This is a genomic window from Streptomyces sp. NPDC044719, from assembly GCF_056433405.1.
In genome coordinates this window covers 275,601-288,748 of record NZ_JBWKHE010000009.1, presented here as the reverse complement: position 1 = coordinate 288,748, position 13,148 = coordinate 275,601, and the positions used below count along the sequence as shown (strand labels likewise).

The 13,148-nt window shown below is 71.1% G+C and carries 15 protein-coding genes; 9 read left to right on the top strand and 6 right to left on the bottom strand.

Annotated features, from left to right (window positions below):
* The first annotated feature begins 206 nt into the window (after nt 1–206).
* The 4 genes from AC07DF_RS33295 (at nt 207) to AC07DF_RS33280 (ending at nt 4,147) form a co-directional block, all read left to right on the top strand.
* Nucleotides 207–644 (top strand): MarR family winged helix-turn-helix transcriptional regulator, encoded by a 438-nt coding sequence (locus AC07DF_RS33295; RefSeq protein ID WP_478979855.1) that lies wholly within the window; start codon nt 207–209, stop codon nt 642–644.
* Between the two features lie 195 nt (nt 645–839).
* On the top strand, nt 840–1,730 hold the full coding sequence (locus AC07DF_RS33290) for a glycoside hydrolase family 19 protein (protein ID WP_478979853.1): 891 nt from the start codon (nt 840–842) through the stop codon (nt 1,728–1,730).
* A 92-nt stretch (nt 1,731–1,822) separates the two neighbouring features.
* Entirely contained in the window at nt 1,823–3,187 is a 1,365-nt protein-coding gene (locus AC07DF_RS33285) for a phosphoinositide-specific phospholipase C-related protein (RefSeq protein WP_478980208.1), read from the top strand.
* Between the two features lie 42 nt (nt 3,188–3,229).
* Nucleotides 3,230–4,147, top strand: coding sequence for an aldo/keto reductase (locus tag AC07DF_RS33280; RefSeq protein WP_478979851.1), 918 nt, complete (start codon nt 3,230–3,232; stop codon nt 4,145–4,147).
* Here AC07DF_RS33280 and AC07DF_RS33275 read toward each other — a convergent pair.
* Entirely contained in the window at nt 4,144–4,602 is a 459-nt protein-coding gene (locus AC07DF_RS33275) for a pyridoxamine 5'-phosphate oxidase family protein (RefSeq protein ID WP_478979849.1), read from the bottom strand. The two genes, AC07DF_RS33280 and AC07DF_RS33275, sit on opposite strands and share 4 nt — an antisense overlap.
* Before the next feature lie 62 nt (nt 4,603–4,664).
* The gene (locus AC07DF_RS33270; protein ID WP_478979847.1) at nt 4,665–5,060 is read right to left on the bottom strand and encodes a tautomerase family protein; all 396 of its coding nucleotides are present in this window, start codon (nt 5,058–5,060) and stop codon (nt 4,665–4,667) included.
* Nucleotides 5,061–5,187: 127 nt separating this feature from the next.
* On the opposite strand from AC07DF_RS33270, the gene AC07DF_RS33265 reads away from it, so the two are divergent.
* Nucleotides 5,188–5,580 (top strand): VOC family protein, encoded by a 393-nt coding sequence (locus AC07DF_RS33265; protein ID WP_478979845.1) that lies wholly within the window; start codon nt 5,188–5,190, stop codon nt 5,578–5,580.
* A 45-nt stretch (nt 5,581–5,625) separates the two neighbouring features.
* Nucleotides 5,626–6,705, top strand: coding sequence for an adenosine deaminase (locus AC07DF_RS33260; protein ID WP_478979843.1), 1,080 nt, complete (start codon nt 5,626–5,628; stop codon nt 6,703–6,705).
* Here the strand turns inward: AC07DF_RS33260 and AC07DF_RS33255 are convergent.
* Nucleotides 6,687–7,202, bottom strand: a complete 516-nt coding sequence (locus AC07DF_RS33255; RefSeq protein ID WP_478979841.1) for a mycothiol transferase — start codon at nt 7,200–7,202, stop codon at nt 6,687–6,689. The genes AC07DF_RS33260 and AC07DF_RS33255 overlap by 19 nt on opposite strands.
* A 41-nt stretch (nt 7,203–7,243) precedes the next feature.
* Entirely contained in the window at nt 7,244–8,128 is an 885-nt protein-coding gene (locus AC07DF_RS33250) for a LysR family transcriptional regulator (protein WP_478979838.1), read from the bottom strand.
* Nucleotides 8,129–8,248: 120 nt separating this feature from the next.
* Between AC07DF_RS33250 and mgrA the strand changes: the two genes are divergently transcribed.
* Complete coding sequence (mgrA, locus tag AC07DF_RS33245; protein ID WP_478979836.1) at nt 8,249–9,241, top strand: L-glyceraldehyde 3-phosphate reductase; 993 nt, start codon at nt 8,249–8,251, stop codon at nt 9,239–9,241.
* 45 nt (nt 9,242–9,286) lie between these two features.
* Here mgrA and AC07DF_RS33240 read toward each other — a convergent pair whose 3' ends face one another.
* On the bottom strand, nt 9,287–9,574 hold the full coding sequence (locus AC07DF_RS33240; RefSeq protein WP_478979834.1) for a DUF1905 domain-containing protein: 288 nt from the start codon (nt 9,572–9,574) through the stop codon (nt 9,287–9,289).
* Between the two features lie 69 nt (nt 9,575–9,643).
* A complete protein-coding gene (locus AC07DF_RS33235) occupies nt 9,644–10,027 on the bottom strand; it encodes a nuclear transport factor 2 family protein (RefSeq protein ID WP_478979832.1) in 384 nt (127 codons plus the stop codon).
* A gap of 327 nt (nt 10,028–10,354) precedes the next feature.
* On the opposite strand from AC07DF_RS33235, the gene AC07DF_RS33230 reads away from it, so the two are divergent.
* Both AC07DF_RS33230 and AC07DF_RS33225 read left to right on the top strand, forming a co-directional pair.
* Nucleotides 10,355–10,765 carry a hypothetical protein gene (locus AC07DF_RS33230; protein ID WP_382488502.1) on the top strand — a complete coding sequence of 137 codons (411 nt, stop codon included), beginning with the start codon at nt 10,355–10,357 and terminating at the stop codon, nt 10,763–10,765.
* Between the two features lie 46 nt (nt 10,766–10,811).
* A complete protein-coding gene (locus AC07DF_RS33225; RefSeq protein WP_478979829.1) occupies nt 10,812–13,142 on the top strand; it encodes an FHA domain-containing protein in 2,331 nt (776 codons plus the stop codon).
* Nucleotides 13,143–13,148 lie beyond the last annotated feature (6 nt).

Sequence of the window (13,148 nt, the reverse complement as noted above, 5' to 3'; positions counted from 1 at the left end):
GCTCCACCGTACGAACTCCAGTGCGTCTCTTACCATGGACGCACCTCTGAGCCAGGGCCTGTCGTTCGGATCGGGTCGGCTGAGAGAGACTGCGCCTTTCAACCGACCCGAGCGTGGGGGAGTCGGCCACCGACGCCAACGCGGCAGAGGTGCGTGCCACGCCCCGCGCCCCCGACATGATGCAAACGACAGGCCCTAGGAGCGGCATGCCCACCCCACCCCCGCGTCGGCCCGACGACCTGGTGCAGTTGCTGACGCGGGCCGAGCGGCTCGCGGCGGGGCGGCTGCAGGCCGTTCTGGAGGAGGAGGGCTGCTCGCTCGACGCGTGGCGCGTGCTGGCCCTGCTGTCCGACGGCGAGGGGCGCCATATGACGGCGATCGCGGAGGCCGCCTTCCTGCCGCCTCCGACGCTGACCAAGCTGGTCGACCAGCTGGTCGACCAGAACCTGCTGTACCGCCGGGTCGACCCCTTCGACCGCCGCCGCATCCTCGCCCACCTCACCCCGCGCGGCCGCGAGTACTGGCAGCGCGTCGACCGAGCGGTCCGGGCCGGCCGGCCCACGCTCGGCGACGGCGACGACGAACTGCTGCGGTCCCTGCTGGACCGACTCGCGGCGGCACTGGCGGAGTCGGCCCCCGTATGAGCCTCCGTCAGCCGCGATCGCGGATGACTGGTCTACACCCTTGACTGGTACAGACCAACGCGGTTGAGTGTGCCTCCACAACCCCCCCACCACGGCCGCGCCCACGCCGTGACCGGCTTCGCCGACGCGTGCGCCAAGGCTCTGCTTCGCCCTGCCCCGCGGGGTGCGGCCGTGCTCCGCAAAGGAGTTGATCGCGTGTCGAGACGCCGTGTGTCCGCCGTCCTGGTCACCCTCGCCCTCGCGGGCACTGCCCCCGTGCTGCTGCCCGCATCGAACGCCTCCGCCGCCGCGTGCTCCAGCTACCCGAACTGGGTGGCGGGCAAGTCGTACGCGGCCGGCAACATCGTCCGCTACACCGACGGCAAGGCGTACATCGCCGAGCACGCCAACCCGGGCTACGACCCGGTCATCAGCACCTGGTACTGGGAGCCGTACGCCTGCGACAGCGGGCCGGGCACGCCCAACGCCCGCTTCGTCGTGACCGAGGCGCAGTTCAACCAGATGTTCCCGAACCGGAATTCCTTCTACACCTACAGCGGGCTCACCGCGGCCCTGAGCGCCTACCCCGGCTTCGCCAACACCGGCAGCGACACGGTGAAGAAGCAGGAGGCCGCCGCCTTCCTCGCCAACGTCAGCCACGAGACCGGCGGTCTGGTGCACGTGGTGGAGCAGAACCAGGCCAACTACCCGCACTACTGCGACTGGAGCCGCCCCTACGGCTGTCCGGCCGGCCAGGCCGCCTACTACGGCCGCGGCCCGATCCAGCTCAGCTGGAACTTCAACTACAAGGCCGCGGGCGACGCGCTCGGCATCGACCTGCTCAACAACCCCTGGCTGGTCCAGAACGACGCGGCCGTCGCCTGGAAGACCGCCCTGTGGTACTGGAACACCCAGACCGGCCCCGGCACCATGACCCCGCACAACGCCATGGTGAACAGCGCCGGCTTCGGCCAGACCATCCGCAGCATCAACGGCTCCCTGGAGTGCGACGGCAAGAACCCGGCGCAGGTGCAGAGCCGCGTCAACAACTACCAGCGGTTCACGCAGATCCTCGGGACGTCACCCGGTGGCAACCTCTACTGCTGACGCCGGACCCCAGGGCGTGGTGTCATGCAGGATGTCATGCACCTGATCAGCGGTCACTCTGATCAGTACGAGGAAGGACATCCCTCATGCGTCTGCGCACCCCCCACGTCCTGCTCGCCACGACCGCCGCGCTGGCCGCCGCGGTCGTGGCTCCGCCGCCCGCCGCTGCCGCCGCCGTTCCGGCCCCGGGCACGTACTACGTCCAGAGCGCCACGACCGGGCTCAACGCGGCCGACAACGGTGGCGCGGTCGAGCAGCACAGACCCCGCGGCAACGAGGACCGCCAGCAGTGGCAGCTGAAGCCGAGCGGGTCGTCCTATCTCCTGGAGAACACCGTCGCGCCCGGTAACTGCCTCGGCCGCAACGGCGACCAGGCCGCGACCGTCGCCTGTACGAGCGCCGACGCCGCCTGGGAGATCACCCCGGCCGGCACCGACCGCTACACCCTCAAGGCACCGGGCACAGCACGTCACCTCGCGGTGGCCCCCAAGCCGCCCAACGCCAACTACCCCGCCCGGCTCGCAGTCGGCGGTGCGGGCGACCTCGCAGCGTGGTACCTGACCCCCGTCGACCCCGCCACCGGCCCCACGCCGCCGCAGGGTCAACGCGCGCTGGACCAGGTCACGTTCCTCACCTCGCACAATGCCTACGCCAACGGCGTCGACGGCGGTTTCGCGCCGCCCTTCATCAACCTCGTGCCCAACCAGACCCGAGGTATCGAGCGGCAACTCGCCGACGGTGTCCGTGGATTCATGCTCGACATCCACCAGACCCCGGACGGTGCGATCCTCTGCCACAACAGCTGCACCCTCGTCAGCAGGCCGGTCGCCCTCTGGGTCGACCTCCAGCGCATGGTGGACTTCCTCAAGGCCCACCCCGACCAGTTCGTCACCGTCTTCCTCGAGGACTACGTCGACCCGGGCGTCCTGCGCGCGGAACTCGCCCGCGTCAACGGCCTGTCGGACGTGCTGTACCGGCCGGACCTCACCGGCGTACGGCAGAACGGCTGGCCGACGATGGCGGACCTGGCCGCCGCCGGCGACCGGCTGCTGATCTTCACCGACCACAGCCGCTCCGCCGACCAGGCGGCGGGCCTGACCCGGGACAGCTTCGGCGTCTTGTACCAGCGCGAGTGGACCGTCGAGAACTACTGGTCCATGGGCTCCGGCATCGGCTCCTCGGACTGGTCCTGCTACAGCCGCTGGTACGACGCCGGCACGAACATCCCGCTGACCCGCACCGAACCCGGTTTCCGCCCGCTGTTCGTCATGAACCACTTCCGTGACGCCGGCATCACCTCCACGGCCACGACCGACAACACCAAACTCGCCGACCGCGCCCGCCGGTTCTGCCAGCCGGCCGCGCGCAAGAAGCCCAACTTCCTCGCCGTGGACCACTACGACCGCGGCAACCCGGCCTCAGCCGTCGCCACCCTCAACTCGTACACCTATCCGTAAAGCGGCTCCACCGGTCCGCGCCGGGTGTGTGAGAATCCGCCGATGAGCTCACAGACGATCACCGCGGACGCCGCGGGCAGCTGGAACCTGGGCGACCTGCCCGTCCACCGCCTCGGCTACGGCGCGATGCGGCTGACGGGCAGCGCCGCCTTCCACCACGGCACACCGAGCGACCGCGGCAGGTCGATCGCCGTCCTGCGCAAGGCGATCGACCTCGGCGTGAACCACATCGACACGGCCGCCTTCTACTTCTCGTCGCTGCGCTCCGCCAACGAGCTCATCAACACCGCGCTGGGGCCCTACCCCGACGACCTGGTCATCGTCACCAAGGTGGGCCCGCACCGGACGCACGACGGGGAGTGGGGCACCTCGGCCCGCCCCGAGGATCTGCGCGGCCACGTCGAGGAGAACCTGCGCCAGCTGGGCCGAGACCACCTGGACATCGTCAACCTGCGGCGGATGCCGAAGTACGACTCCATCGCCGAGCACTTCGGGGCCCTCGCGCGGCTCCGGGAGGCGGGCCTGATCCGGCACCTGGGGGTTTCCGGCATCGAGCCACGCCACCTCGCCGAGGCGCAGGCCATCGCGCCCGTGGTCTGCGTGCAGAACCGGTACGCCCTCGACCGTCCCGACCCCGCGACCGACGAACTGCTGCGGATCTGCGGCGAACAGGGCATCGCCTTCGTGCCGTTCTACGCCGTCGCCGGCGAGGGCGGGGAGCACGGTGCCACCACCGCCCACGACGAGGAGGTGCGAGCCGTGGCGCGCGCCCACGGTGCGAGCCCCGCGCAGATCCGTCTGGCCTGGACGCTGCACCAGGGCCCGCATGTCCTCGCCATTCCCGGCACCGGCGACCCCGACCACCTCGCGGAGAACGTGGCGGCGGCTGCCATCCGCCTCACCGGTGAGGAACTGGACCGGCTGGGCGCACCGCGGCAGCGGGCCGGGCAGACCGGCTAGAGCGCCCAGACCCCGTCCCGCATGAGATGCCTGCGGGGCAACTCCCGCACCTCGCACCACGCCTGCACCGCACACGGCCGCACCCGGAAGTACGCGTACGACGCGTGGTCCTCGCGCGGATCCCAGCCGGTCTTCGCGAGGAACGCCTCGGCCGCGGCGGGCGGCACCCCGGCGGATGTGAAGGTCTCCACCTCGCCGTCGACGAGCACGACGTCCCGGGTGTCCCCGAGGGCCAGCCGGGCCCGCCCGCCGTCCCGCAGATTGCGGCCGGTGGGGTTGGTCAACCGGGTGCACAGCCACACGGCCTCGTCGTGCCAGACGAACCACAGCGGAACCAGACACGGCACCCCCTCGCCGTCGGCCGTGGCGACCCAGATGTCCATGTCCCGCTCCAGCCGGGCCAGCAGGTCCGCCTTGCGCTGCTCGGGGGTGCGAGGTGGCTCGGTGATCTTCATGGACGGGACGCTAGCGGTCGGGCCGGCTCTCCCGCCTCGGGCCGAAGACGTAGGCCGAGGGCCTAGGCCCTCGCGGAATCGAGGTACTGCGCCACCCCCTCGCCCAGTGACCAGTCGGCCGACTCGTTCTCGGTCAGCACCACGAACACGTTCCTCGGCTCGGTGCCCGCGTACGCCTGGGCGAGCTCGGCGATCCTCCGGTACAGCGCCTGCTTCCGCTCGGGCGTGCGACCGGAGCGGAGTGTGATCTCGACGTAGACGATGCCGTCGTCGCGGTGCACGCCGAGGTAGTCGTCGTACCGCAGCGTGCTGTTCGTGCCGTCGTGGTCCCGCAGGATCTGGAACCGGTCGTCGGGCGGAATGCCGATCGTCTCCCTCAGGGCGTCGTGGACGGCGCGGCCGATCGCGGCGAGGCGCTCCGGGCCGGCGCGGAGCGTGTCGATACGGACCAAGGGCATGGGACCTCCGGGGTGTCGTCGATCGTGAGTGTACATACTAGTAGTTACAGGGATCCGCAATGCGGCTGGCGTCCTGCGCGTTTTACGTATAACCTCTCCGGTCAACCGCACGCTCCGAGAGGTCCCGATGAGACGTATCGCCCTGGTCACCCTCGTCGTCGACGACTACGACGAGGCGATCCGCTTCTACACCGAGGCCCTCGGATTCCGGCTCACCGAGGACGCGCCCCGGCCCGACGGATCCCGCTGGGTCGTCGTCGAACCCGGCGCCCGGGGAGCCGGCACCGGCCTGCTGCTCGCCCGCGCCAAGGGGGAGGCCCAGGCCGCCCGCGTCGGTGACCAGACCGGAGGGCGGGTCGGGTTCTTCCTGCACACCGACGACTTCGCCCGCGACCACGCCCGGATGACCGCCGCGGGCGTCTCCTTCCTGGAAGAGCCGCGGCACGAGCCGTACGGCGTCGTCGCCGTCTTCCAGGACCTGTACGGCAACCGCTGGGATCTCCTCCAGCCCGCCGGCTGACGCTCCCCGCCGCTTCGAACCGCACGATCGAGGAAAGACCCCGCCATGACTGCTACGCGCGTAGACAACGACCTGATCCGCCGCCTCCCCAAGGCCGTGCTGCACGACCACCTCGACGGCGGACTGCGCCCCGCCACCGTGGTGGAACTCGCGGACGCGGTCGGCCACGCCCTGCCCACCACCGACCCCGACGAGCTCGCCGCCTGGTACTACGAGGCCGCCAACTCCGGCGACCTGGTGCGCTACATCGCCACCTTCGAGCACACCCTGGCCGTCATGCAGACCCGCGAGGGTCTGCTGCGCACCGCCGAGGAGTACGTCCTCGACCTCGCCGCCGACGGTGTCGTCTATGGCGAGGTGCGCTATGCCCCCGAGCTGATGCTCAACGGCCGGCTGACCCTGGCCGAGGTCGTGGAGACGGTCCAGGAGGGCCTCGCGGCGGGCATGGCCAAGGCGGCCGCCGCGGGCACGCCGGTGAAGGTGGGCACCCTGCTGTGCGGGATGCGGATGTTCGACCGGGTGCGCGAGGCCGCCGACCTGGCCGTGGCGTTCCGGGACGCCGGTGTCGTGGGCTTCGACATCGCCGGTGCCGAGGACGGGTTCCCGCCCGCCGACCACCTCGAGGCCTTCGAGCACCTGCGCCGCGAGAACGTGCCGTTCACCATCCACGCCGGGGAGGCGCACGGCCTGCCCAGCATCCACCAGGCCCTCCAGGTGTGCGGTGCCCAGCGCATCGGGCACGGCGTGCGCATCACGGACGACATCCCCGACCTCGAGGCGGGCAAGCTCGGCCGTCTCGCCGGCTGGGTGCGCGACCGGCGCATCGCCCTGGAGATGTGCCCGACCTCCAACCTCCAGACCGGCGCCGCGACCTCCATCGCCGAGCACCCGATCACCGCGCTGAAGGACCTCGGCTTCCGCGTCACCCTCAACACCGACAACCGGCTGGTCTCGGGCACGACGATGACCCGCGAGATGTCCCTGCTGGTCGAGCAGGCGGGTTGGGGCGTCGAGGATCTGCGCACGGTCACGGTCAACGCCCTGAAGAGCGCGTTCCTCCCCTTCGACGAGCGGAACGCCCTCATCCGGGACGTCGTGCTGCCCGGCTACGAAGCCGCGCTCTGAAGGAGCCCGCGCAGGTAGGCGGCCTGTCCGATGTGCTGGAGATCGTCGGACAGGACGCTGACCAGCCGGACCCCCAGGGCGACCGGCGGGTCCCAGCGCTCGTCGACGACGCGCTCCAGGTCCTTGGCGGCCAGGCCGCGCAGGGCGTCCAGGCTCTGGGCGTGCACGGCGTCGTAGTAGCCGGTCAGCATCTCGCCCGAGTCGACCCGGACCTTGGCGACCTTGGCGGGGCTGTGGCCGTAGCCCGTGTCGTGGCGGGGCAGGCCGAGGGCGAAGCGCTTCTCCCAGTCCTGGGAGAGCCACACCTGCTCGAGGCCGAAGGCGTCGGCGATGTGGTCGTCCTGGACCCGGGTGAGGTGCCAGACGAGCCAGGCGACGGAGTTGGCGTCGGGGGAGGGGCGGGCGGCCAGTTCGTCGGGCCCCAGGCCCTCGACGGTGGCGTGGACTTCTTCGCGGATGCGGTCGTAGCCGTCGATGAGGATGTCCTTCGCATGCATGGCTCCACCATCGCGCATCACCGCGCGCCGTGCGCCCCCGCTCACGCGCCGGTGGTCTCCAGCAGCCCCATCAGCGCACGGGCCGCAGGACTGGTGGCCCCCGGGGGCGGCAGCAGGGCCACCGTCTCGTACACCGCCTCGCCCGTGCCCTTGACGGGCAGCGCGGTCAGGGAGGCGCGCTTGTGCGCGAAGTGCCGCGGCACCACCGCGACGCCGAGGTTCTCGTCGACCAGGTCGAGCAGGGTGTGCACGTCGTTCACCTCCAGGGCCACGGTCCGCCGTACGCCCGCGGCGGCGAACACCGTGTCGGTGCTCCGGCGCGGCCCCCAGTCCGGGTGGAAGTCGACGAACACCTCCCTGCCCAGCTCCTCCGGTGTGACGGCCGCACCGGCGGTGGCGAGCCGGTGGCTGGAGTGGCACAGCAGCGTCATCGGCTCGCTGGTCAGCGACACCGACCGCAACTGGTCGCTGTCCTCCTGGGTCCGCACGACGAACGCCAGGTCGAGCCGGCCCGCCGCGACGTCCTCGGCGAGGGCGCCCGACCCGGCCTGCCGCAGACAGATCTCCACGTCCGGATGACGGTGCCGGAACGCGGCGAGCAGCCCCGCCACATGCACCCCGGCGATGCACTGCTCGCTGCCGAGCGCGAGCATGCCGCGCAGCACGCCCTGCACCGCCGCCACCGCCTCATGGGCCGTCCGCACCTGCGCCAGGATCCGCTCCGCCTCACCGAGCAGCGCACGCCCGGCCGGGGTCAGCGTCACCCGGCGGGTCGTCCGCACGAACAGCGGCGTCTGCAGCTCCCGCTCCAGCGCCCGGATCGAGGCCGACAGGCCCGACTGGGAGACCAGGAGGCGTTCCGCCGCCCGGGTGAAGTGCTGGTCCTCGGCGACCGCGACGAAGTGCTGCAAGTGGCGCAGTTCCATGACTGAGAAGCGTAACCGCTGAATTCCATCGGATTCTTCTGTTGGACGCATGGGCGCAGGTCACGCCAGAGTGGACAGCGGTTTCATCCGACCGCGCCAGCCAACCCCTCTGGAGTCGCGTTGTACACCGCACACCCCGACCGCTACGCGGACATGCCCTACCGGCGCACCGGACGCAGCGGCCTGAAGCTCCCCGCGCTCTCGCTCGGCCTGTGGCACAACTTCGGCCCGGACCGGCCCGTCGAGACCCAGCGCGCCATCCTGCGCCGCGCCTTCGACCTCGGCGTCACCCACTTCGACCTCGCCAACAACTACGGCCCGCCGCCCGGCTCCGCCGAGTCCGCGCTGGGCGGGTTCCTGAAGTCGGACTTCGCGGCGTACCGCGACGAGCTGGTCATCTCCACCAAGGCCGGCTACCTGATGTGGCCCGGCCCGTACGGCGAGTGGGGCTCGCGCAAGTACGTGCTGTCCTCGCTGGACCAGAGCCTGAAGCGGATGGGCCTGGACTACGTCGACATCTTCTACTCGCACCGCCCCGACCCGGACACTCCGCTGGAGGAGACGATGGGCGCCCTGCACTCGGCGGTGCAGCAGGGCAAGGCGCTGTACGTCGGTGTCTCCAACTACTCCGCCGAGCAGACCCGCGAGGCCGCCCGCATCCTGGGCGAGCTGGGCACCCCGCTCCTCATCCACCAGCCGCGCTACTCGATGCTGGACCGCCGCCCCGAGGACGGGGGCCTGCTGGACGCCCTCGACGAGCTTCAGGTCGGCTCCATCGTCTTCTCCCCGCTGGAGCAGGGCATGCTTTCCGCCCGCTACCTGGACGGTATCCCGGAGGGCTCCCGGGCCGCGAGCGACAGCCCGTTCCTGAACTCCGACGCGCTCACCGAGGAGCTGGTGGGACGGCTGCGCGACCTGAACGACATCGCCAAGTCGCGCGGCCAGACCCTGGCCCAGATGGCGCTGGCCTGGGTGCTGCGCGGCGGCCGGGTCACCTCCGCGCTGGTCGGCGCGAGCAGCCCGCAGCAGATCGAGGACAGTGTCGGAGCCATCCGCAACCTGGACTTCGACGCGGACGAGCTGGCCCGGATCGACGCGATCGTCAAGCAGTAGCGGTCTCCTCGGCCGGGGGCGGGTGGCCGCCCCCGGCCGAGCCGTCTAGGGGCTGATCCGCTCCTCCAGGCGCACGGTCACCGTGTCGCCCTCCTCCTTGCCGATGGCCTTGCGGATGCCGGCCTTCACGGGCAGCTTGTGCGTGCCGTCCCCCAGCGCCATGAACGAGCTGCGGAACGGGTGCCCGTCGATCGTCCCGCGGACCTTGACCAGGCCGCGGGTGCCGAAGAACTCGACGGACCGGGGCCAGACCAGGTAGGTCCAGCCGCCCTCGGCGGGGCTCTTGCGCAGGACCGCGGTGAACTCCGCGTCCAGATCTGCGGTCGTGGCCATGGCGTCCTCCGGTGCTCGGCGGCCTGTCACACATCAGACCGCCGGACACCGGAGAACTCATCGCCGGCCTCACGCCCCGGCGGGGACCCGGTCCAGAAATCCGAGAACGGCCCTGATCCGGTCCTGCCCGTCCAGCGTGATCACATCCGAGCCCGCGACGGGCGCCGAGCCGTCGGTCTCGCTCACCAGCTCCCACGAGAAGCGGGCGGTGTCGTGGTGCCCGTCGACGGCCCCGGCGAGCCTGAACACCAAGCCCGGGAACTGCTCGCGGACCGCCGCGATCAACCCGGCGATCTGCTCGTGGCCCCGGACGTCGGCGAGCGGGTCGGTATAGCCGCCGTCCTCGGTCCAGGCGGCGGCGACCGCTTTCTCTCGCGCCGACGGGGTCTCGGCGTTCCAGGCCTCGAAGTAGCGGGCGACGGCGTTCTCGTAGCGCTGGGCGGGTGCGGACATGGGAGATCAGCCTCCGGAAAGGTCGTGTCTGCTGGTCAGGGCCCGGATCACGTTCGCGGCGGACCCGGTACGCACCACCCTGCCCGCGCCGGGCGGGACCGTCGATTACCTCCGGAGTCATGCGCTCTGGGGTGGCCTGCGGAATTTCGGCCAACTCGGGGTGTGAATATGCCAGGAGAGTGGCCGGAAAGTACTGGTGACAGTGTTTCAGCAGTGAACATACTGACCTGCGAGAGCGTTTTCACATCCAGCGACGGCGCCCTCACGCACAGCACGCGAGCCGCGGAGGCGAGTCCGGCGGGCGGGCAGGGCATCGGGGGAGGTCACGTGCACGACGAGTTCCTGTGTCACGTCACTGCGTACGGGGTCTGCGACGGCCGTCGCATCGGAGTCCCCCTGGGGACCTACCGGGCGCCCACCCTCGCCCTCGCCCTGTGGTGGCTGCGCGACCGGGCCTCCTGGATCGCCCAGCGTCTCGACCCCCAGCCCGACGCCGAGCACTTACCGCCGGGCGCGCTCGTGCCGGTCGCCGACACCGTGCCCGACGTGCCCACACAGCTGCGCGCCTGGTGTGCCGACCCCGGCTACCAGGAGCGGGTCGCCGAGGAGTTGGCGGCCGGACGGCTGGTGCGCATCGCCACCAGCGACGACACCACCGAGTACGAACTGCTCGCCGAGTCCGTGGACGCCCTCCGGATGCAGCGGACGGCCCCCGGTCTGGGGATCCCCGTGGCCTGACCCGCTCGCAGAGGCACGCATCGGGCAAATCGGTAGAATCTTGGTCATGGCGCAGTCGTCGGTAGCACCAGAACTCGTCCTGGAGACCGAGACGGGCTCCACCGTGATGATTCCCGGTCACGACTATCACGTCGGACGCGACCCGTTGAGCGACATCGTCATCGACGACGACCGGGTCTCCTGGCACCACGCCGTGCTGCGGCCCACCGACGGCCACTGGACCCTCGAGGACGAGAACAGCACCAACGGCACCTACGCCGAGGGCCGCCGCATCCACGAGTGGGCCGTCGGCCCCGGCACCGTCATCCGCTTCGGCAACCCGGCCGACGGACCGCGCGTGATCCTGCTGGGCCGCCCCGCACCGGCCCCGGAACGCCCCTCCGCCGTCTCCATGCCGGCGGCGACCGGCACCTACCGGCAGCCCACCACCGTACGGCCGCTGCCCGCCCGCACCGTCCGCATCGGCCGCGCCACCGACAACGACCTGGTCATCGACGACCTGGTGGTCTCCCGCCGGCACGCCGAGCTGCGCGCCCTGCCCGACGGCACGTACGAGATCACCGACCTGGGCAGCCACAACGGCACGTATCTCAACGGCAGCCGCGTCACCAGCGCCCCCGTCCGCCAGGGCGACATCGTCGGCATCGGCCACTCGGACTTCTGCCTCGTCGGCGACGAACTCCAGGAGTACGTCGACACCGGAGAGATCTCCCTCGACGTACAGGACCTCGCGGTCACCGTCGACCGCGGCCGCAAGACGCTGCTCGACCACGTGTCGTTCCCGGTGGGGGAGAAATGCCTGCTCGCCGTCGTCGGCCCGAGCGGCGCCGGAAAGTCCACGCTCCTCAACGCCCTCACCGGCCAGCGGCCCGCCGACCACGGCACCGTCCTCTACGACGGCCGCGACCTCTACCGCGACTACGCCGAGCTCCGCCAGCGCATCGGCCTCGTCCCGCAGGACGACATCCTGCACGCCCAGCTGACCGTCCGCAAAGCCCTCTCCTACGCCGCGGAGCTGCGCTTCCCGCAGGACACCGCCAAGGCCGAACGGCGCGCCCGGGTCGACGAGGTGATCCGTGAACTGGGCCTGGAACAGCGCGTCGACCAGCCCGTGCACAGCCTGTCGGGCGGCCAGCGCAAGCGCGTCAGTGTGGCCCTGGAACTGCTGACCAAGCCGTCGCTGCTGTTCCTCGACGAGCCGACCTCCGGCCTCGACCCCGGCATGGACCGCTCGGTGATGCACATGCTGCGCGGCCTCGCGGACGACGGCCGGACCGTCATCGTGGTCACCCACAGCGTCCTCAGCCTGGATGTGTGCGACCGGCTCCTCGTGCTCGCGCCCGGCGGGAAGATCGCCTACTACGGGCCGCCCGAGGACGCCCTGGCCTACTTCGGCTTCGAGCAGTGGCCCGAGGCCTTCGAGGCCTTCGAGCGGGACAAGGACCGGGACTGGGCGGGCGACTACCGCGCCTCGCCGTTCCGGGACCACTACGTCGCCGACGCCACCGCCCAGCCCCGGCAGCCCCGGTCCGGGCCCGTCGTCATCACCGCGCCGCCCCGGCCGCGCAGCCGGGCCGCCCAGCTGGGCACCCTGGTGCGCCGGTACGCCTCCGCGCTCAGCGCCGACCGCACGTTCCTCATCATCATGATCGCCCTGCCGTTCGTGATGGGCGTGATGGCCCGGGCCCTGTCGGGCGGCAAGCTGAGCTTCGACACCGCGATGAACACACTGCTCATCCTGTGCGTCGGCGCGGTGCTCACCGGCGCGGCCAACGCCGTGCGCGAACTCGTCAAGGAACGCGTGATCTACCAGCGGGAACGCACGGTGGGCCTGTCCAGGTCGGCGTACCTGATGTCGAAGGTCGTCGTCCTCGGCGTCATCACCGTGCTCCAGGCGGTGGTGCTCACCCTCGTCGCCCTGCTCGGCGTGGACCTCGGCGCGCCCGGCGGCGAAGGCGTGCTGATGCCGCCCCTGGTGGAAATCGCGGTCGCCGTCGCCCTGTTGGCATTCACGGCCATGATGCTCGGGCTGCTCATCTCGGCGCTGGTGCGCAAGGAAGAGGTGACGATGCCGCTGCTCGTGCTCGTCGCCATCGTCCAGGTCGTCTTCTGCGGTGCCCTGCTGAAGCTCGACGGCGTGCCCGGGCTCGAGCAGCTCGGCTGGCTGGTGCCCGCGCGCTGGGCGCTGGCCGCGATGGCCGGCACCGTCGGGCTGGCCCGGATCGTGCCCGACGATCTGACCAAGGATCCGCTCTTCGAGCACTCGGCGGGCATGTGGCTGCTCGACATCGGGATGCTGGTCGTGCTGTCGGCGCTCTTCGGTTTCCTCGTGTCCCGGCTGCTGCGCCGGCACGAACCGGCCGTGATGCGGAAGTAGGGAGCC

Coding starts and splice junctions, on each gene's coding strand:
- AC07DF_RS33270 (WP_478979847.1), bottom strand. CDS start 5,060: ATGCCCTTGGTCCGTATCGACACGCTCCGCGCCGGCCCGGAGCGCCTC.
- AC07DF_RS33265 (WP_478979845.1), top strand. CDS start 5,188: ATGAGACGTATCGCCCTGGTCACCCTCGTCGTCGACGACTACGACGAG.
- AC07DF_RS33240 (WP_478979834.1), bottom strand. CDS start 9,574: ATGGCCACGACCGCAGATCTGGACGCGGAGTTCACCGCGGTCCTGCGC.
- AC07DF_RS33260 (WP_478979843.1), top strand. CDS start 5,626: ATGACTGCTACGCGCGTAGACAACGACCTGATCCGCCGCCTCCCCAAG.
- AC07DF_RS33280 (WP_478979851.1), top strand. CDS start 3,230: ATGAGCTCACAGACGATCACCGCGGACGCCGCGGGCAGCTGGAACCTG.
- AC07DF_RS33275 (WP_478979849.1), bottom strand. CDS start 4,602: ATGAAGATCACCGAGCCACCTCGCACCCCCGAGCAGCGCAAGGCGGAC.
- AC07DF_RS33235 (WP_478979832.1), bottom strand. CDS start 10,027: ATGTCCGCACCCGCCCAGCGCTACGAGAACGCCGTCGCCCGCTACTTC.
- AC07DF_RS33225 (WP_478979829.1), top strand. CDS start 10,812: ATGGCGCAGTCGTCGGTAGCACCAGAACTCGTCCTGGAGACCGAGACG.
- AC07DF_RS33250 (WP_478979838.1), bottom strand. CDS start 8,128: ATGGAACTGCGCCACTTGCAGCACTTCGTCGCGGTCGCCGAGGACCAG.
- AC07DF_RS33255 (WP_478979841.1), bottom strand. CDS start 7,202: ATGCATGCGAAGGACATCCTCATCGACGGCTACGACCGCATCCGCGAA.
- AC07DF_RS33295 (WP_478979855.1), top strand. CDS start 207: ATGCCCACCCCACCCCCGCGTCGGCCCGACGACCTGGTGCAGTTGCTG.